Origin of the sequence: Nitrosomonas sp. Nm51, assembly GCF_900111165.1 — a bacterium.
Taxonomy (GTDB): domain Bacteria; phylum Pseudomonadota; class Gammaproteobacteria; order Burkholderiales; family Nitrosomonadaceae; genus Nitrosomonas.
Map to the genome: position 1 here is coordinate 1 of NZ_FOGH01000040.1, position 23,736 is coordinate 23,736.

24 protein-coding genes are annotated in these 23,736 nt (G+C 47.7%); 14 read left to right on the forward strand and 10 right to left on the reverse strand.

The genetic code is table 11. The annotated features are described in order from the left end of the window. Positions 1-88 precede the first annotated feature (88 nt). Both BMY60_RS11480 and BMY60_RS11485 read right to left on the reverse strand, forming a co-directional pair. Positions 89-397 (reverse strand): ImmA/IrrE family metallo-endopeptidase, encoded by a 309-nt coding sequence (locus BMY60_RS11480; RefSeq protein ID WP_218141687.1) that lies wholly within the window; start codon positions 395-397, stop codon positions 89-91. Then, complete coding sequence (locus tag BMY60_RS11485) at positions 390-710, reverse strand: helix-turn-helix domain-containing protein (RefSeq protein ID WP_090333765.1); 321 nt, start codon at positions 708-710, stop codon at positions 390-392. Before BMY60_RS11485 ends, BMY60_RS11480 begins: the two co-directional genes overlap by 8 nt. A 147-nt stretch (positions 711-857) precedes the next feature. Between BMY60_RS11485 and BMY60_RS11490 the strand changes: the two genes are divergently transcribed. After that, positions 858-1,043, forward strand: coding sequence for a hypothetical protein (locus BMY60_RS11490; RefSeq protein WP_090333766.1), 186 nt, complete (start codon positions 858-860; stop codon positions 1,041-1,043). Positions 1,044-1,361: 318 nt separating this feature from the next. On the opposite strand, the gene BMY60_RS11495 is transcribed toward BMY60_RS11490, so the two are convergent. The 5 genes from BMY60_RS11495 to BMY60_RS11515 form a co-directional block, all read right to left on the reverse strand. Then, positions 1,362-1,763, reverse strand: coding sequence for a hypothetical protein (locus tag BMY60_RS11495; protein WP_090333767.1), 402 nt, complete (start codon positions 1,761-1,763; stop codon positions 1,362-1,364). 139 nt (positions 1,764-1,902) lie between these two features. Then, positions 1,903-2,316 (reverse strand): hypothetical protein, encoded by a 414-nt coding sequence (locus BMY60_RS11500; protein WP_090333769.1) that lies wholly within the window; start codon positions 2,314-2,316, stop codon positions 1,903-1,905. Further along, positions 2,313-2,561, reverse strand: a complete 249-nt coding sequence (locus BMY60_RS16705; RefSeq protein ID WP_371264210.1) for a zonular occludens toxin domain-containing protein — start codon at positions 2,559-2,561, stop codon at positions 2,313-2,315. Before BMY60_RS16705 ends, BMY60_RS11500 begins: the two co-directional genes overlap by 4 nt. 567 nt (positions 2,562-3,128) lie before the next feature. Beyond that, on the reverse strand, positions 3,129-3,935 hold the full coding sequence (locus tag BMY60_RS11510; RefSeq protein ID WP_143057436.1) for an SAM-dependent methyltransferase: 807 nt from the start codon (positions 3,933-3,935) through the stop codon (positions 3,129-3,131). 95 nt (positions 3,936-4,030) lie between these two features. Beyond that, positions 4,031-4,609, reverse strand: coding sequence for a hypothetical protein (locus BMY60_RS11515; RefSeq protein ID WP_090333773.1), 579 nt, complete (start codon positions 4,607-4,609; stop codon positions 4,031-4,033). A gap of 496 nt (positions 4,610-5,105) precedes the next feature. Between BMY60_RS11515 and BMY60_RS11525 the strand changes: the two genes are divergently transcribed. The 10 genes from BMY60_RS11525 to BMY60_RS11570 all read left to right on the forward strand — a co-directional run bounded on the left by BMY60_RS11525 (position 5,106) and on the right by BMY60_RS11570 (position 16,396). Then, positions 5,106-5,555 (forward strand): sensor histidine kinase, encoded by a 450-nt coding sequence (locus tag BMY60_RS11525; protein WP_090333777.1) that lies wholly within the window; start codon positions 5,106-5,108, stop codon positions 5,553-5,555. Positions 5,556-5,962: 407 nt separating this feature from the next. After that, on the forward strand, positions 5,963-6,352 hold the full coding sequence (locus tag BMY60_RS11530) for a PAS domain-containing protein (protein ID WP_143057437.1): 390 nt from the start codon (positions 5,963-5,965) through the stop codon (positions 6,350-6,352). 88 nt (positions 6,353-6,440) lie between these two features. Then, positions 6,441-6,734 (forward strand): hypothetical protein, encoded by a 294-nt coding sequence (locus BMY60_RS11535; RefSeq protein WP_090333780.1) that lies wholly within the window; start codon positions 6,441-6,443, stop codon positions 6,732-6,734. A 257-nt stretch (positions 6,735-6,991) separates the two neighbouring features. Continuing rightward, entirely contained in the window at positions 6,992-7,276 is a 285-nt protein-coding gene (locus BMY60_RS16710; protein WP_090333781.1) for a DUF308 domain-containing protein, read from the forward strand. 322 nt (positions 7,277-7,598) lie between these two features. Further along, entirely contained in the window at positions 7,599-8,249 is a 651-nt protein-coding gene (locus BMY60_RS11545; RefSeq protein WP_218141689.1) for an ROK family protein, read from the forward strand. Positions 8,250-8,322: 73 nt separating this feature from the next. After that, positions 8,323-9,336: a phosphogluconate dehydrogenase (NAD(+)-dependent, decarboxylating) gene (gene gnd / locus BMY60_RS11550; RefSeq protein WP_090333783.1), complete on the forward strand. Its 1,014-nt coding sequence runs from the start codon at positions 8,323-8,325 to the stop codon at positions 9,334-9,336. 16 nt (positions 9,337-9,352) lie between these two features. Next, positions 9,353-10,756 carry a glucose-6-phosphate dehydrogenase gene (zwf, locus tag BMY60_RS11555; RefSeq protein WP_090333784.1) on the forward strand — a complete coding sequence of 468 codons (1,404 nt, stop codon included), beginning with the start codon at positions 9,353-9,355 and terminating at the stop codon, positions 10,754-10,756. Positions 10,757-10,871: 115 nt separating this feature from the next. Then, a complete protein-coding gene (gene tal, locus BMY60_RS11560; protein WP_090333786.1) occupies positions 10,872-11,975 on the forward strand; it encodes a transaldolase in 1,104 nt (367 codons plus the stop codon). Continuing rightward, complete coding sequence (tkt, locus tag BMY60_RS11565; protein WP_090333787.1) at positions 11,972-14,053, forward strand: transketolase; 2,082 nt, start codon at positions 11,972-11,974, stop codon at positions 14,051-14,053. The genes tal and tkt overlap by 4 nt, the downstream gene beginning before the upstream one ends. A 12-nt stretch (positions 14,054-14,065) precedes the next feature. After that, positions 14,066-16,396, forward strand: coding sequence for a glycoside hydrolase family 15 protein (locus BMY60_RS11570; RefSeq protein WP_090333788.1), 2,331 nt, complete (start codon positions 14,066-14,068; stop codon positions 16,394-16,396). A gap of 85 nt (positions 16,397-16,481) precedes the next feature. Here the strand turns inward: BMY60_RS11570 and BMY60_RS11575 are convergent, their stop codons facing one another. Further along, positions 16,482-17,630, reverse strand: coding sequence for a hypothetical protein (locus BMY60_RS11575; protein WP_177166659.1), 1,149 nt, complete (start codon positions 17,628-17,630; stop codon positions 16,482-16,484). 266 nt (positions 17,631-17,896) lie between these two features. On the opposite strand from BMY60_RS11575, the gene BMY60_RS11580 reads away from it, so the two are divergent. Genes BMY60_RS11580 through mpl form a run of 3 tightly spaced genes read left to right on the forward strand, consistent with a single transcriptional unit; the run spans position 17,897 to position 22,770 of the window. Next, the gene (locus BMY60_RS11580) at positions 17,897-19,300 is read left to right on the forward strand and encodes a glycosyltransferase (RefSeq protein ID WP_218141690.1); all 1,404 of its coding nucleotides are present in this window, start codon (positions 17,897-17,899) and stop codon (positions 19,298-19,300) included. 59 nt (positions 19,301-19,359) lie between these two features. Continuing rightward, entirely contained in the window at positions 19,360-21,351 is a 1,992-nt protein-coding gene (locus tag BMY60_RS11585) for a glycosyltransferase (protein ID WP_090333791.1), read from the forward strand. Between the two features lie 33 nt (positions 21,352-21,384). Continuing rightward, entirely contained in the window at positions 21,385-22,770 is a 1,386-nt protein-coding gene (gene mpl / locus BMY60_RS11590) for a UDP-N-acetylmuramate:L-alanyl-gamma-D-glutamyl-meso-diaminopimelate ligase (RefSeq protein WP_090333793.1), read from the forward strand. A 169-nt stretch (positions 22,771-22,939) separates the two neighbouring features. Here the strand turns inward: mpl and BMY60_RS15805 are convergent, their stop codons facing one another. Together BMY60_RS15805 and BMY60_RS11595 are read right to left on the reverse strand one after the other, a co-directional pair. After that, entirely contained in the window at positions 22,940-23,083 is a 144-nt protein-coding gene (locus tag BMY60_RS15805) for a hypothetical protein (protein WP_177166660.1), read from the reverse strand. 156 nt (positions 23,084-23,239) lie between these two features. Next, positions 23,240-23,736, reverse strand: a 497-nt coding sequence (locus BMY60_RS11595; RefSeq protein ID WP_143057438.1) for a transposase, incomplete at its 5' end; no start/stop codon positions are given.

Below are 23,736 nucleotides of genomic sequence, written 5' to 3' on the forward strand. Positions count from 1 at the left end.
CTTCTCCTCTTATTTTGATTGATTAATACTTCAATCCTGGCACACCGATGCCGTGCGGGGCTACCGCTTCGAGTAGGGGAAGTCCTTTCTATTCACTTTTGTATAATCGATGAAGTAAGTAATGGCCGAACTCATGACCTAAGGTAAAATTAATTCGACCTTGTATTTTAACCGTTTCATCAAATGATATACACCAATCCCCTCTGCTTCGTCGAGATAACATCCCATCAATGCCTGAAATGTTGTGACCTTTAATTATCCCGATAGGATCAGAAAACTTTTGTTTTGTTACTTCAAGTGCAATCTGCTTTACATCTACTGGAAAACCTTGGCCACACAGCAGCCATAATTTTGATAACTGGATACCCCATGAAGCCGGAGTTGTAGGATCACTCATCGTCTATTGCTTTCAGGAATTTTTCTAATTGTGCTCGTTTCACAGGATCAAGCTGAGTTACGCGTCGAAAAAAAACTTTATCTGCATCTGATATGCTGAAATCCTTTTTTTCATCATTCATTAAATATTCAACCGATACACCGAGCACTTCAGCAATTTTACTGATTTTCTCAGCAGAAGGCTTTATTGAAGGCCGATTTTCAAGTTCCCAAATATAACTTTTACTTGAATCTGTTTTTTCTGCTAACTGCTCCAACGTTAGCTTCAATTTCTTTCGTTCAGTACGAATTTTCTCCCCCAGCAATGAAATCATACTAATTCTCCTTATTATGTTCGATAAATAAAACTTATTGTACTTTACTATCGAAAACTATGCTGGTATTATTAGTATGTCTGCATAAAACTTTTTTTGCTGACTTAAACTACTTTCTCATTAATACTAAACTATAGAGGTAATATAATGTCTTTATTACGTACTAATAAAGTTCCAATTGGCACAACTGCTCGTACTGGTGAAAAATGCCCTGAAAGTGGAATCTGGAAGGTTATTGGAACACCGAGCACAACAGCACCAATCGCTAAAAGTAACACTATGCCACCTTACGCTAACAAAGCAGTGACGTGGAAATTAACCCAGTATGCATAACTATTTAGATTTAATTTCCATCTAAGTAAGTTATTTTCCATATAGATACCTCGTCAAAATGGCGAGGTATTTTTTTATTTAGCTCGCCGCTGGGCATGGGTGCGGGAAGGTTCCCGCACCCTGCTCTGAGCTTATTGGGTTTGTGCGCCGTCAAGGGTGCGCAAGCCAGAACCGGAAACTTTTAATATAGTACCATTAAAACTTTCCGTTTCTGCCCTTGACGTTTGTGGGGTTATTCGTTGATTACTAAGGGAATGTTTGCTGGTTGGTGTCAATTGAGCTGATTGAGCAGCTTTTTGGCAGATAGGACAGAGTTAATTATTTAATTATAGATTCTGTAACTGGGTGTACTTCATCAACTTCGATTAGTGCATAGCCATATTTTAGCCCTTCTACTTCATATTGATTGGGCTTGTTATAAACTACGTCATTGATATGAAAAATCGTTCCATGGCCTAAAGCGCGTGTTTCAGGCTTGCCGTGAATGTCCTTGATATAGCTTGGTGCAATGATCAGTTCTTTACCCCAGAGATCTTCCGGGTCAATTGATTCTGGTAGCTGAATAATCAATGAAAACCGCAAGCCAAGGGACAATTCATCATAGGTTTTTTCATCGACCAGCAGCGATTGATAATATCCGAAATGGGACTGGATTTCTGAAATCATTGCGCTGTAGTCAACATTCATTTTTTTCTGGATTGTGCGTTTTAGCTTTTTCATAGTTGCACCTTTGTTGATCGTTTGGTTTGTGTCCAGCCGTGCTTAGCAGCAAGCTGGCAGGTTTCTTTAGGGATTACAAGGCGTTCTGATGATTGGCCGTAACAGACACAGCCGAAATGTTTAGAATCGAGACAGGCGGCTATTCTGTCCCAGTCGTATTTTGACGATACAAGCGTAGGTAACAGGCGCGTGATTTGTTCGGGTTCGGGTTCGGTTTCTTTTTTTCTCCTTCTATGTTTTCCGGTTCCGGCGTTACTTGTTGGCTGGCGGCTATGACCCTGACCGGTTGTGTTTCTTCTGTTTCCTGTATTTCTGTTTTCGTTTGTTTGGCTGCAAATACCTGGTAGGAAGAATAAAAGATTATCGGTAGTGCAAGGAACAATGCCAGTGTTGCATAAATTTGCAACGGTTTCCGTTGTTTCAGTTTGCCGTGATGTTGTCCTGAATGGTACAGCTCGAATGCTTCGGTTCGGATTTTGAACGGGACGGTAACGGCCTGATCGCGGTTTGATCTGGCTGTAAGTAGGGTTTGAGCAGTATTCCGGCCATTCATTCAAGCATTTTGTGACCGGACCATTTTTTCAGGATGTGTTTGTGAACGGATACCTGGGAAAGTACGCCGGTATGAAGCAAGTGAGGTTTCTGGGTGATGATCAGAAAATCGATTCCATAGTGGCCATGTTTGGCAAGGTGCGCGATGTCTTCGGGGATGTTTTTGACGCCGACAGCTGGCCAGACTTGCCACGCTTCATCGATGACTATCAGCGAATTGGTCTGCTGCGGCGTTCCAGTCTTCATCTGCTGGCGTTCTTTGTTCACCTTCGGGCGGATTGTATCCGGGCATACCGCCCGGCGTGGTTTTTGAAAGCAGGCTACCGAACGCGCAAATGGTTTGACATGATGTTTGAACGCCCCACCCAGCCGGTTGGTTGGGTTTCACCTGGGTGATCGTTTGGGCACCATACGGAAGCCTGTATAAGTGTTTCAGGATTTGCTAAATGGGTTTGCAGGTTTGTGTATGTGGTTACTGTTGGCCAATGGGCGGCGTTGTCACAACTCGGGTTTTAACCGTCGACAGTTGGGGTCCCACTGGTGTTATTAAATAACTATTGTTTGTTTCCTGACAGATGTATGAAGCGGTACCGATTGCTATTCATTCCGACGGGCGTTAATTTTCTGGCCAGTGAAGCGAGTGCACCGCCGGCCCTTGCAAGGTCGACGGCTGCGGTTCTGGATATGTCAACGTTATTGATTGCCCTTGCCGGCCGGCACGGATACGCGGTTTTGAGCCTGCAGCTTGAACCAAATTATTGCTACTTGCGAAACTATGCCGACGGGAGTTTTGCAAGAGGTTCGTGCAAATTATTAATTTTTCAATTTCCTGGCTTTGAGCAAGAAAGATTTTTTTGTACCGTTACCAAAATTGATATAGCGAGAGCTGTCTTTTACGCACATGTAACGCTCGAACTCACTATTAAATGGCTGTAAATATAACGGTAAATATTTTGTAGTTATCTCCATTCTTCTATGATTGTCGAATTCACAGGCTTTAAAAACATTTTCAGTGATATCACTCAGTAATTCTGTTTTAAATCCATGTCGCTCAATGGACTTTATCGCACCGTTTAATCTGCTTGATGCTACATTGTCATAGTAGACGAGAACGCCGTCGTCGGTTAGTAATTTATAGAGAACTGAAAAAATTTCAGGATTCTTATATATGCTGGTCTCAACACTTACAATGGCGTCAAATTTTTTGCCGGTTTTTATTATATCTTTGATATGAATATATAATTCCAGGAAATTGGCGTGTTCTGGAAAAAAGTATTTGCAAGTCTTTATTGCTTCTTTGCATCGATCTAGGCCCGTGAAGCAGGAATCTGGCAGGCGTGACTGCATATGCATAAGTCCGCCGCCAGCTCCACACCCAATTTCCAAAATTTGACTTGTATTTTCACTTTCGAGGAGTTTTACATATTCATCATACATTTGAAGCTGATACTTGTCTGAGGCAGAAATGTCGGTTGGAAAGTATCCATAATTATTGGTAGCGATACTTACACCGTGATTTTTGTGAATTTTTCTGAATTCCCGGTAAATAAAAGAGTAAAGCCAAGGTTCTAAATTCAGTCGTTTGGCAGCCTTAACTGCATAATGTGCTGTAGTTGTCATAAAAAGCCAGCCTATGTTTATATGGTTAATAATTAGCTTGCTTGCACTTATAAGTGCATAACGATGTGATTTTTTCTGTTTGCTAAGCGACGTGATCAATGATTAAGCTTGGGGCTGTGCGCATGACCTGATATAACTTGACGCGGATGATCATTAAATTGAGCTTCAATCCATTTATGGATTGCCTCGATGATAGGTGGTGAATCTGATGAATAGCTAATCTGCGCACCGTTCTGAAGCTCTAAATATTCAATTTTGATCTGATCTGCTTTGGGCGCCTCCAGCTCCGTCAGTCCAGGCATGTTTTCACCGAGAATCTGTAATAGCCTAGAAAAACAGTCTTGACTTAAATCTGTTGAAGTTTCATACAGATGTTTACGTATCAAGCGAATTTGCTCGAGATCTTGCCTGTTTTTCGCAACTACCTGTTGCACTCCACCCTCTTCTGTTTTGGTAAAAAAATGGTTTGTTTTCTCTAGATCAAGTGGCATGATATTGATTTCATCTTCGCCTGTTTCATCGAATAGTTGCTCATGTTCCGGTCCTGTCGCATAGGCTGGATATATATTACGAATAACATAACTAACAATGATATGAGCTGCTTTTTCACGCCATACTCTCCTGTTTTTTTTTGAAAAAATGGAACAAGCAATCCATCTATAAATTAAATTCATTCAAAATGATGACGAAATCTTCGCGTTTGCTTTTTGACAGCCCGTTGAGAGTATTAGTCTTAAGCTGAACACTGGCTGAATATGCAGAAATAAAATCGTATTAGGCTGGTGGGAATTAAAATTAAGCAGGCCGGCTCTCACATTTCATGTTTATGCTGCGGGTGATACTACACTGAAGCGATTACACCGCAAGCGTGGCAGACAAGCCATTGAAACCATCAATATTATTCCCCGTTATGGCGGTTGCTGAGCATCCTATCTGGGCTATGATCATTGCGGTCATGGATTGTGCGGCGCGCATCTGTTACGTGAATTGGCATTCGTGGTGGATGCCAACCAGTATGCCTGGGCGCAGAACATGAGAGAGCTGCTGCAAAAAGCTTGCCATGAAGTGTCGCAATCAGATGACGAATGCCTCACTGAAGCCGCATACCAAAAGCTGCAGAGGTTTTATCGCAACATATTAACGTGCCGGTGAAAAAGAAATTTTGACACGGTGCTGCGCATCTCCAGGCTGGAAGCCTCCACTGACCGTTCAGCGTTCTCAACCGTGGATTTGCGCGACGTAATACAAGATGTCGTGGAAGTGTTTGAACCGACGCTTGCCGACCGGGAGCAAATTGCAATTATCGCGGGTGCATCGCGCCCCGTTACAGTTTTTGCGGATGAGCAAATGCTCAAACAGCTGCTCACCAACCTGTTGCAGAATTTCAATCGGCATACGCCTGCGGGGAGCACGGTGACACTTTCCGCTTGCCGGCCCGGTAATGGCGGGGCAACCCTGCAAGTGACCGATAACGGGCCTGGCATTCCCGCTGAAACGCATGATGACATATTGGAACCCTTCCGCCGGCACGGCGCGACCATCAGTCTCGCCAACAATCATCCTGGCCTGCGCGTCACAGTCTGTTTTCCTCCACTGCCGGCAAACTTGTCGAATTTGTAAGGTCCAAGCAAGGTTAGCGACAGATTGTCTTCTTACTCTATACGCTAGGGTGAACATTTAACAATTTCTCTTACGGGTTTGCCCTGATTTCTTCGCTTATGTTCTTTGTGATGGTGTTAAACGTGAAGCAAAGTTACGAATTCTTTTCTTCTCGACCATCGATACATACAGTTTATTTTCCAAACAAGGAGGCTGATATGCAATCTATAAAACTACGGCCGCAAAGCACTAATACTAGTTAGTACTAGACACAGCAAAAAAATTATCTGTCATTGAAGATCAATCGGAATCTGTACGAAATGAGCACGTCGAAATTTCAGCCTGTTACAAGAACAAGGCGCAGGGGTGTGAGCTTGAGCCGCGGTATGAATTCACAAATTGGCTGACTCAGGAGCGGAGGCGAACCAATGACTACGTTACCTGTTAAAAAGGAAGTGTATATGGAAACTTCAGACGTTGGTTATCGTGTTGATGGTTGTGAAAAGGCGGTAGTTATCCTGACGCTCTATAACAACGGTACGATCCGTACCTGTAATCAAGCAGGCGCAGCGTTACTTGGTTTTTCAGTGAAAGAATTAGTAGGACAGAGTATTACCCGGTTATTACCACAACTGATAGAAACCAAGCTGGTTGAAAGTAACCGGACTAATTCATATTTACGTTTTCTTTCACGTCTGGATCACCCGTTCGAAGTAGTGGGCAAGCGTGACGTGCGTTTTGCGAACATGATTTTTTTCAATGATATGAAATATCTCGACCAACATTATTTACGCGTGATTATTCGTCCTGTCTGGTAAGAGTGCGTCATGATTTAAAGCAACAGAAGGGAACACGTATTTTCTTCTTAAATACTTTTTGTCAACAAAACAAAGAGGTACCTACATTATGAAAAACATATCAACTATTTTAATCATTGGGTTTTTAACATTCTTTCTTAGTGCCCAGGTCAATGCAAACAGTGCAGGGAAAAGCTTAAAGCATGCTCTGGATGCTGAAAAAGCACAGATGGCACATTCACATCATTATATGAAAATGCAAATGAACTATATCGAAAAAGCAGCAAGTGAGCAGGCTGATATGAATCACCCTCCTGATGAAAGGGCCGAAAAAGCCAGACATATGAAAAAAACGGTTGAAGGTTGGAAAGAGCGGTTCGAGGAGCATGCCAGAGGCATATAAAAAAAGCGATTGAACATATGGCATAATGGCATATAAAACATCAACTGATTGTCAGGGATTACAGGGTGTCTCTAAAAATTCAAAATTTTAAACCAAACAAGGCCAAACAAAAATAGTGGCGCAGCATATTCGATATGTAAGGACACATTTTTTGTGCGTAACAACGTGACGTATTGTAGCGAAGAGGTAAACAGGCAATTCCGATGATGCGGGTGCCCGTAAATTTGGACCATTAGAGATACCCTGCTCTGTACTATATGTATAGTAGACTGGCGCTAGAGTCAGAGGAGGACGATTTCACTAAACCTGAATCAGAGAAACGACGTCTGTCGGATTTACGTTCCTTGCTCGATAACAGCATACAAGCATTAGCTTTTATTGTTGGCGTGCTATTTGTTGTAGAGGGAATAATAAAATTGACATATTCCTGGCACTGGCGCAGTCAACCTAAAATTGGTTGGATCGTGGTAAGTGGAATTCTGTCCATCGCCATAGCGGCGATATTGTTAAGTGGTTGGCCACAACAATCCGCAGCTTTATAGGCATACTGGTTGAGATTAATTTATTAGCAAGCGGAACAGTCGCTTTACTGCTGGGTTTTAGAACCAACACTGTTGAGAATACCGAACATAACAAAAATAAGGCTATGCAATAATTAACCGTCCTTGAAAAAGCCTGCCGGCCTAATCTGACACAATACTGGCAAAAGCGAACGTGACCCGTTTTGATAAAAAACGGTATCGAATCTTAATCAAACCAAAAAAGACAACTCTCAATGACATATACGAGGCGGTCATTTCTGTCAAACAAATAAGGGGCTTTTGTTATCGACGGTTAACCGTTTGTAAAGGACGGATTATTGACATGATGCATATTCTCGTTATCGATGTGGGTGGGACTCATGTCAAGATTCTCGTTAAAGGGCAAACGGATCATCGCCAGTTTTCCTCCGGGCCAACGCTTACAGCCAAGCAAATGGTAGTGCGCGTAAAAAAGCTTGCAGGGAATTGGAAATACGACGCCATTTCCATTGGTTATCCTGGGCAAGTGCTAAATAATCAGCCATTGACCGAGCCGCATAATCTGGCTCAGGGCTGGGTAGGCTTCAACTTCGAGCGTGCGTTCAAGCAGCCAGTGAAGATGATTAACGATGCGGCAATGCAGGCATTAGGAAGCTACCAGGGCGGCAAGATGTTATTTCTTGGATTCGGAACCGGCCTGGGTTCTGCTTTGATTGTGGATTCGGTCATTGTGCCGATGGAACTTGCTCACTTGCCTTATAAAAAAGGCACGTTCGAGGATTATGTCGGCGCACACGCTTTGGCGCGCATGGGTAAGAAAAAATGGCGCAAGAAGGTTGCCGATGTTATCGAGCGATTATCCGCTGTTTTCTTGTCCGATGAGATTGTGCTTGGGGGCGGGAATGCCAACAACCTGAAGGAATTGCCGCCCGGCTGCCGGAAAGGTAGTAACGCCGACGCATTCGCCGGTGGCTTTCGATTGTGGGAACACTGACATAACAAAACTTGACACGTGATAACGTGCGAATTAGTCGTAATTATTTCATTTTTCTGGTTGGGAGGTTTCAATGCAGATCGGTATGATTGGTTTAGGACGCATGGGTGCGAACATGGTTCGGCGTTTGACGCGGGATAACCATGAGTGTGTCGTTTATGATGTCGATTCAGATGCTGTTCAAGCGCTTATGCTGCCAAATGTGATTGGCGCAACCTCGCTTGAGAACATGGTAAGTCAGTTGGCCAAACCGCGAAAAATCTGGTTGATGATCCCCACCGCGCTAGTTGACCGGGTACTGGCGCAACTGGTGCCGCTCCTTGAAGAAGACGATATCGTGATCGATGGCGGCAACTCGCATTATCATGATGACATCAGGCGGAGTAACGAATTAAAAAATCAGGGAATTCACTATCTCGATGTCGGTACAAGCGGCGGAATCAGTGGTCTTGAGCATGGTTATTGTCTGATGATTGGCGGCGAAAAGGGGATCGTGCAACAATTAACCCCGGTTTTTACCACGTTGTCCCCCGGCATTGATGCGGCCCCGTCAACGCCAGGACGGCAGCCGGGCGCCAGCACAGCTGAACAAGGTTATCTCCATTGCGGTTCCCACGGTGCCGGCCATTTTGTCAAAATGGTTCACAACGGCATTGAATATGGGGTGATGGCGGCCTATGCAGAAGGGCTGAATATTTTGCATAATGCAAATATCGGCAAACAAACCCATGACATGGACGCCGAGACGACGCCGCTGCGTAATCCGGAATATTACCAATATGATTTGGATCTTACTGAGATCGCGGAAGTCTGGCGCCGTGGCAGTGTGATCCGTTCATGGCTGCTGGACCTGACTGCTTCGGCGCTGTTGTCTGATCCGGGTTTAGACAATTTCTCGGGCCGGGTGTCCGACTCAGGCGAAGGCCGGTGGACGCTTGAAGCGGCGATCGATGAAGCGGTGCCGGTTCCAGTGCTAAGTGCCGCGTTGTATGAACGCTTCAGCTCACGGGGCGATGCTGATTTTGCCAATAAAATATTGTCTGCGATGCGGCATGAATTTGGCGGTCACATAGAAAAAAAGACCTAAGAGCAGGGAGAAAAATATGGAATTAGCACATTCCGATGCATTTGTTTTTTTCGGTGCCACCGGCGACCTGGCTTACAAAAAAATATTTCCCGCATTACATGCCATGATCCAGCGTAATCAACTGAATATACCGATCATTGGCATAGCGCGTTCAGGCTGGACGCTGGACAAACTGCGGGAACGGGCACGCGACAGTATAGAACACAACGGTAGCATCGATGCGGATGCATTCGCCAAACTGTCTGCGCAGCTACAATACATAGACGGTGACTATCAGGATCCGGCAACGTTTGACCAGTTAAAAAAAGCTCTGAATGGTGCCAGGCGGCCGCTATACTACCTCGCCATTCCCTCCGGCATGTTTGAGACGGTTGTACAGGGGCTAGCCAATTCCGGCTGCACGGAAGCGGCGCGTGTTATTGTCGAAAAACCATTTGGTCACGATCTGGCGTCTGCGCGTGAACTCAATAATGCATTGCAATCAGTTTTTCCGGAAGAATCGATTTTCCGTATCGATCACTTTCTGGGAAAAGAAGCGATCATGAACATTCTTTATTTCCGTTTCGCGAATTCTTTTCTGGAACCAATCTGGAACCGCAACTATGTAGATAGCGTTCAAATTACCTTGTCTGAAGATTTCGGGGTTAATGGCCGCGGCGCATTTTATGAAGCCACTGGATGTCTACGTGACGTGGTTCAGAATCATCTGTTTCAGATCGTTGCGCTGCTTGCCATGGAACCGCCGTCTTACCGGGGCTATACCGCTGTGCATACCCAGAAAGCGGAAGTATTCCGGGCCATGTGTTCATTGGAGCCGGACAATGTCGTACGCGGCCAGTATATCGGTTACCGGGAAGAACCGGACGTGGCGAAGGATTCCGATGTGGAAACGTTCTGTGCATTGCGGTTGTTCATTGACTCCTGGCGCTGGTCGGGTGTGCCCTGGTACTTGCGCTCCGGCAAATTTATGCGTGAAGGCGTTGCTGAAGTGCTGGTTCATTTAAAGCCGCCGCCGTCTAAATTATTCACCGATTCACAACCGGCCAATGGCAGCGCTAATTATCTGCGTTTTTGGCTTGCGCCTAATTCCGCTATTGCGCTTGCTGCACGCGTAAAACGGGAAGGGAAAGAATTTGTTGGCGATCAGCATGAGCTTTATCTGGGGGGCGAGCGCGACATAATACGTGAAACCGAAACTCCATACGAACGATTGCTCGGCGACGCCCTGGTTGGTGAGAGCGCATTATTCGCACATAAGGAAGCAGTCGAAGCGGCCTGGGCGGTTGTTGAACCTGTTCTCCAGCCGTGCCATCCGGTTCATCTTTACCAGCCTTACAGCTGGGGTCCCAAAGAGGCTGACAAGCTGATCGCACCGCACGGTAAATGGCACAACCCCCGCCCCGGCCTGGTAGGCGCGTGATGTTTATGACTGGAACGACCAGAAACGACTAGAAACGACCATAACCTGATTCAACAGATCATTATTTCAACTTGAGCCGGTGTCCTAAAACCGGACAAACAGGACAGGATTTATTATGAAAACCACGCAACAGTTGCACGACCTTGGACAAAGCCTCTGGCTTGATAACATGACACGAGAGCTTCTTGCGAGCGGTACATTAGACCGCTATATCAGCGAGCTTTCCATAACCGGGCTCACCTCCAACCCGACGATTTTTGATCACGCCATCAGAAACACAGATGCTTACGACGATGCTGTTCATAAAAAAGCTGTTGCCGGAAAATCGGATGAAACACTTTTTTTTGAGCTGGCGCTGGAAGATTTGACCCGGGCGGCCGACCTGTTCCATTCAACTTATGTCGCCACAGACGGTATTGACGGCTGGGTGTCGCTGGAGGTATCTCCTTTATTAGTAAACGATACGGCGGGCACTATTCAGGCGGCAAAACAACTTTACACACAGGCGCGGCGTCCGAATCTTTTCATCAAGATACCCGGCACTGAAGCAGGAATCGCTGCAATTGAGGAATCAATTTTTGCCGGTGTACCGGTAAATGTTACCTTACTGTTTTCCCGCGAACATTATATCGCTGCAGCCGAAGCTTATATGCGTGGCATTGAACGGCGCATTGACGCGAACCTTGATGCCAGGGTAGCTTCAGTGGCATCGCTCTTTGTCAGCCGCTGGGATGTTGCGATCAAGGATAAGGTGCCTGACGCGTTGCGTAATCGTCTTGGCATTGCCATTGCCCAGCGTACCTACAAAGCCTACTGTGAGCTATTGGTTTCACCGCGTTGGAAAAAACTGGCTAAAGCTGGAGCAAAACCGCAGCGTCTCCTGTGGGCCAGCACCGGCACCAAAGATCCCACCGCTTCAGATACACTTTATATAGATGCGCTCGCAGCACCGAACACGGTTAACACGATGCCGGAAAAGACCTTGCTGGCTTACGCTGAACACGGCGTGATGAAAAATACTTTGCCGCAGGATGGCGGTAATGCCGAGGCGGTCATCGCTGAAGTTGCACGCGCTGGTGTAGATGATGCAACACTCGCCGACCAGCTTCAGCGTGAAGGCGCACAATCATTCGCAAAATCCTGGAAAGACTTGATGGCGTGCATTGCATCAAAAATCGCCAAGCTAAAGCAATCGCATGCCGGGGAAACCAAATTATGACAAACGCAACACAACTCGACCAACTGTGTATTAATACCCTGCGGACACTTTCTATTGACGCGGTGCAGCAAGCACAGTCCGGGCATCCCGGCACACCAATGGGCGCTGCGCCGCTCGCCTATTGTTTGTGGCAGCGTTTCCTGCGTTACGATCCGGAAAATCCTGACTGGCCAAACCGGGACCGTTTTGTATTATCTGCCGGGCATGCTTCGATGCTGTTGTACAGTCTGCTGTTTTTATCTGGCGTCAAGACGGCTGCTCCAAACGATGACCGGAATGATCTGGCGATAACGTTGGACGATATCAAGCGCTTTCGTCAGGCTGACAGCCGCTGCACCGGCCATCCCGAATATGGCTGGACTTCCGGCGTGGAAACCACAACCGGGCCGCTCGGACAGGGTGCGGCAACCAGCGTCGGCATGGCCATTGCCGAGCGCTGGATGGCGGCCACCTACAACCGGCCGGATTACCCTTTATTCGAGCATAATGTGTATGCTTTATGCGGCGACGGCGACATGATGGAAGGCGTCAGCAGCGAAGCGGCGTCGCTGGCGGGCCATCTTCAACTGGCTAATTTATGTTGGATTTATGATCAAAATCACATCAGCATCGAAGGCTCAACCCGTATCGCCTTTACTGAGGATGTCGCCGCGCGCTTTGTCAGCTATGGCTGGCGCGTCGAGCACGTGTCTGACGCCAACGATCTGGATGCGCTGGCGGATAGTTACGACATATTCCTTAATACCCATGATCGCCCTACCCTCATTATTGTGCAAAGCCACATTGGCTACGGCGCGCCTAATAAGCAGGATACCAAAGAAGCGCATGGTGAAGCGCTTGGGCCTGAGGAAGTGCGGCTGACCAAAACGTTCTACGGCTGGGATCCCGATGCTCGGTTTTATGTGCCGGATGGTGTTGTAGAACATTTTAGCAAACAATTTGGATGCCGCGGTGCGGCGCTTCACGCTGCCTGGGTAAAACAGTTTTCAGCCTACCGAAAGGAGTACCCGGCGCTTGCCGAGCAGATTGACCGCATGCAGCGTTGTGATTTGCCGGAAGATTGGGACAGCGCACTACCCTTTTTTCCCGCCGATGCGAAAGGCCTGGCGACACGCGCGGCATCTGGAAAGGTGTTGAATGCCATCGCTGAAAAAGTCCCCTGGCTGATTGGCGGCGCGGCGGACCTGGCGCCATCGACCAAAACCGGCTTAAACTTCGAGCGCGCCAATGATTTTCAATCGCCGGACAAAGCAGGAAATTATCATGGACGCAACTTGCATTACGGTGTGCGAGAGCACGCAATGGCCGCCATCAGTAACGGGCTAAGCCTGTCGGGTTTGCGCCCTTATTCAGCGAGTTTCCTGGTTTTTTCCGACTATTGCCGCGGCGCCCTCAGGCTCAGCGCCATGATGAAGCTCCCAATCATTTCGATCTGGACACACGATTCGATCAATCTGGGCGAGGATGGACCCACGCATCAGCCGGTTGAGCATCTCGCGTCCTTACGCGCGATGCCCGGCATGATCGTGTTGCGCCCGGCGGATGCAAACGAGGTCGTCGAAGCATGGCGGGTAATCATGCAGATCAAGGATAGTCCGGTTTGTCTGGTATTGTCGCGCCAGGCATTGACCACGCTGGACCGCAACCGGTATGCGCCGGCAAACGGTGTGTCGCGAGGCGCCTACATACTTGCCGGTAGCCAGGATTGTAAACCTGATGTACTGCTAATGGGAACTGGCAGCGAAGTGGCGTTGTGCATTGCAGCGTATGAGCAATTGAAAGAGGAAAAAATGAATGCGCGGGTCATTAGTCTGCCGTCGTGGGAATTGTTTGAAAAACAAAGCCAGGAATACCGGGATAGCGTGCTTCCACCACAGATCAGCGCGCGCGTTGCCGTCGAAGCCGCTTCTAGTTTTGGTTGGGAACGTTATACTGGCTCTGGCGGCAGCACCATCAGCGTGGATCGTTTCGGTTTGTCCGCGCCGATGAAGACCGTTGCGCAACGCTTCGGATTCGACGCCGCGCATGTTGTCGCTGCAGCCAAAGAACAAATAGCGCGGCATACCCCAAAAAACTGAGCGAGAAATACCATGCAAGCTCCTCAAGCTGCTTTTTCCTATCCCACATGGGCGCCTGCCGGCAAGGACATGGTCGGTACCGGCCTGGGGTCTTCACGGCTTTGGTTTACTGCCGCCGAAGGCATCATTACTGAAGCCTATTACCCGCGTATTGATATTCCCCAGATCAAAGACCTGGGCTTTATTATTGCTGACGACCGGGGGTTCTGGATAGAATTGCGCCGTCTTGGAGACTATCGGGTTAATCTGCCTAAACCATATATACCCGCTGTTGAAATCGTACATCGGCATCCGCGGTTTACCTTTACTTTGAAAATTTGTCCGTCACAGCGCCGGGATGTTCTTCTGCTGCACTGCCGGTTGGAGGGTGACGCGAATCTGCGCTCTTATGCGTTGTTGTCGCCCCGTCTGGGCGGTGATGCGCAAAATAATCAGGCATATGCTGGCAGACACAATGGACGGAAAGTGCTTTGGGCACATCAGGGCCCTTTTAGTTTGGCGCTAATGGCGGCCGGGGAAGCTGGCGCGGATGCCTGGGGGCGTTATTCGGTTGGCTGCAGTGAGGAGAGTGACGGTTGGCAGGATTTCGACAGGCATGGGCGCATGACATGGGAATATGATAACGCAGGGCCAGGCTCCGTCGCTTTGATGGGTGAACTGCCTGATCAAGCAACGCTTGCTCTCGGTTTTGGAACAAGTATGGACTCGGCGGCGACGCTTGCCTTATCGACATTATTCGAAGGTTTCTCAGAAATCTGGAATGCACAATGCCAGGCCTGGGAAGCATGGTTCGGAAATTGCCGCCTTCCCGATCTGCCTCAAGATCTGCAGCAAAAACTTGCGCTTTCCAATATGGTTCTCAAGGTTCATGAGGACCGGACTTATTGCGGCGCTATGGTGGCAAGCCTTGCGGTACCTTGGGGTGAAGACAGTCAAAGTCGCGGTGGTTATCATCTGGTCTGGTGCCGCGACCTGGTTGAAACCGCGGGCGCACTGGTTGCGACCGGTTCTGTTGAAGATGCGCGTGATGTGTTGCGCTATTTGATTGCCACGCAGCAAGAGGACGGACATTGGCTACAGAATCAATGGCTTGGAGGAAAGGCTTTCTGGCAAGGCATTCAGCTTGATGAAGCCGCTTTTCCGGTACTTTTGGCCGCAATGCTACGCGAACATGATGCATTAGGAGACATCCCATGCACAGATATGGTCAAGCGGGCGTTGCGTTTTATTGCCCGCGAGGGCCCGGTAACTGGCCAGGACAGATGGGAAGAAGACGCCGGTGTCAATACTTTTACCCTTGCCGTAGCCATTGCAGCACTTGTTGAAGGCAGTACTTTTCTCGATGATGAAGCGCGGGAGTTTGCGCTGCTGCTTGCGGATAACTGGAATGCCCACCTTGAAGAATGGACATTTGTAACTGACACACCACTTAGCGAAAAGACTGGGGTCGCCGGATATTACATACGCATTGCTCCAGACGATGTGCTGGTGCATGAAGGCGCTCAATCAGAACATATTTTGATTAAGAACCGTGCATGCGATCCTGATCTGCCGGCCAATGAGCAAGTTGCAACCGACTTTCTGCAACTGGTTCGTTATGGACTGCGTCAGGCAGATGATCCTTATATTACTGACAGTCTGAAAGTTGCAGATCAACTGCTTAAAACAGATACCCCAAACGGGCCTGTATGGCATCGTTACAATGGAGATGGCTATGGCGAGCATGAAGACGGCAGTGCTTTTGATGGAACTGGTTTGGGCCGGGGATGGCCTCTGCTGACCGGAGAGCGCGGCCATTATGCGCTTCTGGCGGGAGAAGATCCGCTTCCCTACCTTGAGGCCATGGCGGCTATGGACGGTATTGGCGGGCTTCTTCCGGAGCAGGTTTGGGACAGCGCATCCATACCTGGGCATCATCTGAGCCCAGGCAAGCCCAGTGGTTCAGTTATGCCGCTCGTCTGGACGCATAGCGAATATATCAAATTATGTTACAGCCGTGTACTCGGCTGCCCCGTTGACCGCCCTGCCGCTACCTGGAATCGCTACCAGGGAACGCGCCCGAAGATTACCCATGAACTCTGGGGGCCACGATACTATCCGCGGCATGTACGTACAGGCAACATTTTGTCTATTGCACTTAAAGCGCCGGCCCGTGTGCATTGGGGCGTCAATTTATGGAAAAATATCCAGGACACAGACACCAAAGATACGGGACTTGACATCTATACAGCAACACTCCAGACCGCCAAGCTCAAGCCCGGAGAAACGGTACAGTTTACTTTTTACTGGCCTGATCAAGAAAAATGGGAAGGTACTGATTATGAAGTGCTGATTACCGGGTAAACAGACTAATGAGACGCAGCGCAACAATGCCTGTTACTGTTCTTCCGCTGATAAATGGCTCAATAATAGTAACAGATTAGCCAATTTAACCAATAATCGCTTCGGTAATAATTATAATGATCGTCAGTGTTAGCGGCCAGTACGCAACTTTAGCTATCAGATTGTCCCGATAGTGAATAAAGGCCAGCCACCTAGCGATATTCATCGAGAAAATGTAAGTATTCATGACAGCAATTACAAGGTAGATGTACATGAGTATATAAAAATATTCCATGTAAACGATTCCGGAACCTGAAAACTGTTCCCTGAGTTGTATATGTGCAAGCATAACGACAAAAAACAGCGCCGAACAGGCCCCGATAAAGCCCGATGTGTTGAATCCGTGTTTGCTGATCAGGTCGGGGTTTCTGCTGACCGTCAACAGCGCGGCGAAAAGCAGGGTGGCAACCAGCAATACCGGCAACAGATAGATAATAAACGCATTCTCGAATTTGCGCTTTATTATGATGTTGTAGTGCAATTCGGGGAAGTCCTTTTGCCCGATATAATCGGCGATACCAAAATCGGTATCATAACTGGAAGGCTTGTAGTCGAAGTATGTGTTTTCGCGATTCCAGGTACCCAGAACGATGCTTTTTTCCATACCAAAAATCCGGTCAGGCGCGGTCGATTGATAAGCGTCAAAATCCGGCACCAGCACGATATTTTTCGCAAAATCATAGTGCCACATTCGTACCCATACGGTTTTGTGGTCAAAAGGATACAACTTGTATTCAAACGGCTGCCGGATTGTTGCCTCAAAATACCAGCCGATTATTTCTTCATCGTTGACCCGTACCCGGTATGCTTCCTGCGGTGCAATCGTATCTCCCGAGTTGACCTGTTCCGGCAGCACGAAACCGGTTTCGGATGGTGCAGGTTTAATCGCGTCGTGTATGCCATCCTGATACCGTTGCCAGATATAACCGGAAAGCGCGACATCGGATGAGTTGGCGAATTTCAGCGATTGGATGAAGATGCCTGTTTTGACTTTCAGCGTGGGCTGACCGGTATAACCAAATTCTTTAAGTTTATTTTCCCAGTTTTTCTGTAAATAAGCATTCGTCACTGCTTCACTAATCAGTTCCGTGCGCTCTACTTCATACATATTCATCCTGGTCCATTGATGCGCCAGAAATATCATCAGTACTGCCGAAACAATCCCTGAAAAGAACCACCACTTTTTTTCGCTCATAACGTTGTTACCGATAATCCGCCACAATGAAAATGTTAGCATAAGTATGTAACAATCAAGTGCTTATTGCGGGTTAAACACATTTATAAAACGGACCTGAACGTAACCGCGCCTGCAGGAATGGTATAAAATATCCTGTAAGAAATTGAACGCGGCGTGGACGATACCTTCAACAGTTCTATGATGCAATGATAGCGAATATATTATTCAGTACTTACGTGTTCTGCATTTTGACGCTGTTTATCTATGGCGTGAATTGTTATTACATGGTGTGGCGTTTTTGGAAAACACGCGAACGCGCCTGCGCTCGCATCCAGCAGCCGCAGCCTGCCGGTTCCGATCCTGCGTTATTGCCGCATGTGACCACGCAAATTCCATTATATAACGAAGCAAATGTGGCCGAACGTGTGATCCGGGCGGTTGCCTCAATAGATTACCCGGCGTCCAGGCATGAAATACAGATTTTGGATGACTCGACAGATGAAACACGGCCGATTGTCGATGCTGTCGCAGCATCGCTTCGTTTGACAGGCAAGGATGTACAGGTGCTCAGACGCGAAAATCGCCGGGGATTCAAGGCGGGTGCGCTCGCAGAAGGCCTGCAAAGTTGCAAAGGGAAGCTGGTTGCAATTTTTGACAGCGACTTCGTACCTCATCAAGATTATTTGAAACGCATGGTGCCGCCGCTGCTTGCCGATGACAAACTGGCTTTTGTACAGGCGCGCTGGGGACATCTGAATGCAGGACACTCTCTCCTGACACAAGCACAAAGTATCGGTATAGACGGGCATTTTATGATTGAACAAAGCGCACGCGCCCGTAGTGATTTTTTTATGAACTTCAACGGTACAGCGGGCCTCTGGCGCAAGGCAGCCATTGAAGATGCGGGTGGCTGGCAGGCCGATACATTAACCGAGGATATGGATTTATCTTACCGCTGCCAGCTGGCTGGGTGGCGTGCCGGATTTTTGGCGGATGTTGTTGTTCCCGCTGAACTGCCGCAATCGTATACTGCGTTTAAAAGCCAGCAGTTTCGCTGGGCAAAGGGATCTATACAGACAGCCATTAAACTGTACCCGCGCGTGTTACGGTCACAAGCCCGCTGGATGGCTAAAATTCAGGCATTTTTGCATTTGACGCATTACAGCATTCATCCGGTTATGGCATTTTTGTCGGTACTGACACTGCCTGTATTATTGACACTGGATATGCAGATACCCTGGCAGTTAATGGTTGTCTTCATGCTGTGCATTCTGGTGGCCGTCTGTGGACCAAGCTCGCTATATTTGACCAGTCAAATTGCAACCAAAGCAGGATTGAAAAAACTGCTGTTCCTGCCGGTATTGATGTGCATTGGTATCGGTATCGCACTGTCAAACACGCGCGCGGTTTTTGAAGCGGTTTTTAATATTAAAAGCGGTTTCGTACGCACGCCCAAGAGCGGAAACAGCGATACAACTAAAACAGCAAGGCAATACTTTTCATACCGCGTCAATGCCCCGGTATTCCCGGTATTTGAAATTATGCTGGGACTTTATTGTACAGTGAGCCTGATAGCCTATATCGAAGCAAAACATTATATGGTTGGACCGTTTTTATTGATTTATGCATGTGGTTTTTTGCTGGTAGGTTTCAGTTCCCTTAAGGAAGGGTTTGAAAAGAGTCAATAAAGCGAATGCGATGCCAGAACCGATCCATGCAGTTATCAGTTTTTTAGCCGGCTGGAGGAATGCGTAATATCCGCCTGGTATGTTTTGCTTGTTCGCTGGCATTGTTTTTTTCTGCGGCAGCTTTGCACTGGACGCACTGGACCGTCATTGATAAGGCTTCGATGATGCTTCTTTCCTACGGCATCATGTTTTCTGGATTTGCCGGCGCCTGGTTGTGTTTTCCAGACGGATTAAGCGTATCCCGTAAAATTGCGCTGATCGTGCTGATTTCGCTGCTTGCGCGTATTTTGATGATGGCGGTGCCGGTTTCCGATGACGTTTACCGTTATTTATGGGAAGGGAAAATTACTGCTGCTGGCGAGAGTCCGTACCGGTTTCCGGCTGATCATGCGCATTACGCCAGCTACCGCGATACATACTGGGAACGTATGAATCACAAGGACAAGTTGACTGCGTATCCGCCGCTTGCCGAACTGGTGTTTGCGGCTGTCAGCAGTATGGCCTATACACCATGGGCGTTTAAACTGGTGTTTGTTATCGCTGATTTATGTCTCATAGGTGTATTAATAGCTTTGCTCAAGCAATACGGAATGGATGTGCGAAATACGATATTTTATGCATTCAATCCGCTAACGTTGTTTGCCATCGCAGGCGAGGCGCATTTTGATGTGTTGATGGTGCTGGCGGTTATGTTGTCGGTATTATGCCTTGAGAGGCGCGCTTATGCATGGTCCTGGTTATGGCTGGGTATAGCCGTTCAAATCAAGATTGCCGCTATTGTGCTGATACCGTATTATCTTTGGCGTTGCAACTGGCGCTATAGCTGGGTATCGCTTGCTCCACTGATACTGCCTTCTTTTTATTTTATGGATACACTGCCCAATATGCTGCATGGATTGTGGGCATTTGGTGGAATGCATGCATTTAATGGTCCGTTACACAGCGTAATTGACTATCTGCTGCAAAGAGAAGATGTTTGGGCGACAGGCGTTACAATAGTGTTGTTTGGATCATTTGCGCTATGGGTTAACCGGACGGTCAACAGTCCTCTCAAGGCAGCGTATCTTTTGATCGCAGCACTGGTTTTATCATCACCTGTCGTGCATTATTGGTACATTCTGTGGATATTTCCATTTATTGCGCTGTACCCAAGTCTGTCGTGGCTGGTATTGAGCCTTACAAGCGGCGTGTATTTTACTTCGTTATACAGCGTGGAACGGGGTGAGTCGTGGTATCTGCCGGTGTGGGCCATGTGGGTAATGTGGTTGCCTTTCTTGCTGGTGCTGGCGTATGAGTTGCGGTTTTTTGCTTCGTTCAAAAGACGGCCGGCAGCACGCTGGCAAAAGCCTGAAACGCTGTCCGTTGTGATACCCGCATTAAATGAAAGCAGGCAAATTAAAAACTGTCTGCTGGCAGTAAAATCCATGCAGCGCCAGGTTGATGAAATTATTGTATGTGATGGCGGTTCGAGTGATCAAACAGCTGCAATCGCAAAGCAATTGGGCGCGCGTGTGGTGTCCACGCAATCAGGTAGAGGCACCCAGATCCGTGCCGGGCTTGAGGTTGCGAATGCGGACGTGGTGCTGGTGGTTCATGCGGATTGCATCTGCGGCACGGATGTCAGTCAAAAAATCATGAACGTGTTAGCGCGTAGCCCCGACGTTGTTGGCGGCGCCGTCGGGCAGCGGTTTAAGACTTCAAATATACGATTGTTTGTTATCGAAATGCTTAACGATGCGCGCGCTGCACTTGGAGGTGCAAGTTTCGGTGATCAGGGGCAGTTTTTCCGTACTGCTGCCATTAATAAAATGGGTGGTTTTCCGGATTATCCGCTGATGGAGGACGTTGAACTCAGTTTGCGCATGATGGGAATTGGCCGTACGGTTTTGCTGGACGGCGGTATTCGCAATTCTGCACGCCAGTGGCAACAGGCATTTGTCAAACGCATCTGGTTAATTGTAAAGCTTGTGTTCGTATTCCGTTTAAACCGGTTGTTGCAGCGTGATGTTACACAGAAACTGTATGCCATCTACTATGGCGGCAAAAAATAATCACTCTAATTCTTAAACAAGAGACAAAATACCGTGCATATTCATATTCTAGGTATCTGTGGCACGTTTATGGGCGGCATAGCCGCCATTGCAAAAGAATCCGGCCATATTGTTACAGGTTGCGACCAGAATGTTTATCCGCCCATGAGCACGCAACTTGAGTCTTTGGGTATTACGATAATTCCAGGGTTCTCTGCAGATCAGATTCAGCTTAAACCGGATATTTTTGTAATTGGTAACGTTGTTACCCGCGGTAATCCACTGATGGAAGAGATTCTAAACCTGAACTTGCCGTATACTTCCGGTCCGCAGTGGTTATCGGAAAATATTTTAAATACCAGGTGGGTACTGGCGGTTGCGGGGACGCATGGTAAAACAACCACAAGCGCGATGCTGGCGTGGATTCTGGAATATGCCGGGTTGCACCCGGGTTTTTTGATAGGCGGTATCCCGGAAAATTTCCACACATCTGCACGTATTGGTGCAATGCAGTCTAATCCTCAATTATTAATGAACGATGTATCACCGTTCTTTGTTATCGAGGCGGACGAATACGATACGGCATTTTTTGATAAGCGGTCTAAATTTGTTCACTACCGCCCAAAGACCGTAATTCTCAATAATCTGGAATTTGACCACGCCGATATTTTTGATGACCTTGCTGCCATTATCCGGCAGTTTCATCACTTTGTCAGGATTGTGCCGAATATGGGTATGCTTGTCGCGAATGGCAGCGACAGAAACCTGGATCGCTTGCTGGCGCAGGGTTGCTGGACGCCAGTGGAACGGTTCGGCATACAGGCGGGCTGGCATTCCGTTACACACGAAAATAACGTTTCAGAGGTGTTTTTTATGGACGAATTACAGGGTGTATTGCAATGGAATATATTGGGCCGGCATAATCGGATGAATGCACTGGCTGCGCTTGCTGCGGCAAGACATGCGGGTGTTCCGGTCAAAACGGGCATTGAAGCCTTGCATCAATTTAAAAATGTAAAACGCCGGATGGAGATGCGCGGCGTCGTTAATCGTATTACCGTGTATGACGATTTTGCCCATCACCCTACTGCAATTCAAACAACGATTGACGGTCTGCGCAGCCATATCGGTGATGCGCGGATGATTGCAGTACTTGACCCGCGCTCAAATACCATGAAAATGGGAGTCTGGAAGGAAAAACTGGCCGGCAGTCTCAGCGGCGCCGATATCGTTTTTTGCTATAGCCATGAAGCCGGTTGGGCGGAGCACGCTTTAACAAAGCTGGGTGAAAAAGCGAAATGTTACAGTAACCTGCAACAACTTATTGCTGCAATTGCAGACATTACGGTAGCAGGAGATCATATATTGATTATGAGTAATGGCGGTTTTGGTGGAATTCATGAAAAGCTAATGGCGCATATTCAATGTGCAAAAATGTAAAAGCGATGAGCTTAGTTCTACTTTGTCAGATTACCCAAAAGCCATTTTTCGCCTGGCAGAAGACTTTTTAGCGCTGAGCCGTCGTCGGTGCCGCTTATGAATAATATCAGCCAGATCCTCGGTGGTAAGTTGTCTTTGCGGCAGCATATGCGCTAATACGGTCACCAGGTCATTGAAGGATAACATCGGCCATGCCGCATTCGCTTTTCGCTTCATGAAAGCTGTGTTCAATGAAGAAACGCTGTGCCTGTACTTGCGCCAGTTCTTGTAACGGCGTTTCAAGTGACGCGTTGGATAAGCAATAATGCGACATTTCGCTAGCGCCGGTCTCCCGTCTAGCCAGCAAGTACCGGCGATGCGCCTGTTTCTCGGCGCCATCCCATACCCAAACGGGAGCATGAAGATATTCCGCTTTCAGTGTACCTTTCTCACCCTCACGCAGGCTAAGTCGCAGCCAAGCAGCATCCGGTTATGCCGATGTCCATTGATCAACACGTATCGCTTCATTTTGTGCCTTCAACTGTTTCGGTTGTCTGCCACGGCCATTCCAGACAGGAATGCCCGGCTTCGGATCTTCAAGGTAAATCACCTGCTTGCAATGAACATCAGCGACAAATGTGCAACCAAACTTATCAACACCTCTCAAGAAAGCAGGATCCTTGCCATAACCGCCATCAATGCCGACATAGCCAAAACGCACGCCGCGCTGTTTGGCTGTTTCGATCATCGATAATGCAATCCTGCATTTGCTTTGATAATGCCGGCATGCCTCAGGTATTGCCGCCTTCTTGCAACGATCCGGATCATTTACCCAATGCTGTGGCAAATACAAGCGTGTATCAATCAAACTGGCCATGTCGTTGTGACACAGACTGGCAAATACACCGACCTGACAATTGTCTACCTTACCAAGACGGCCATTCCATTGACTCTCCTTTCTTCGCAAAAGCGCTTTCATCGATAATC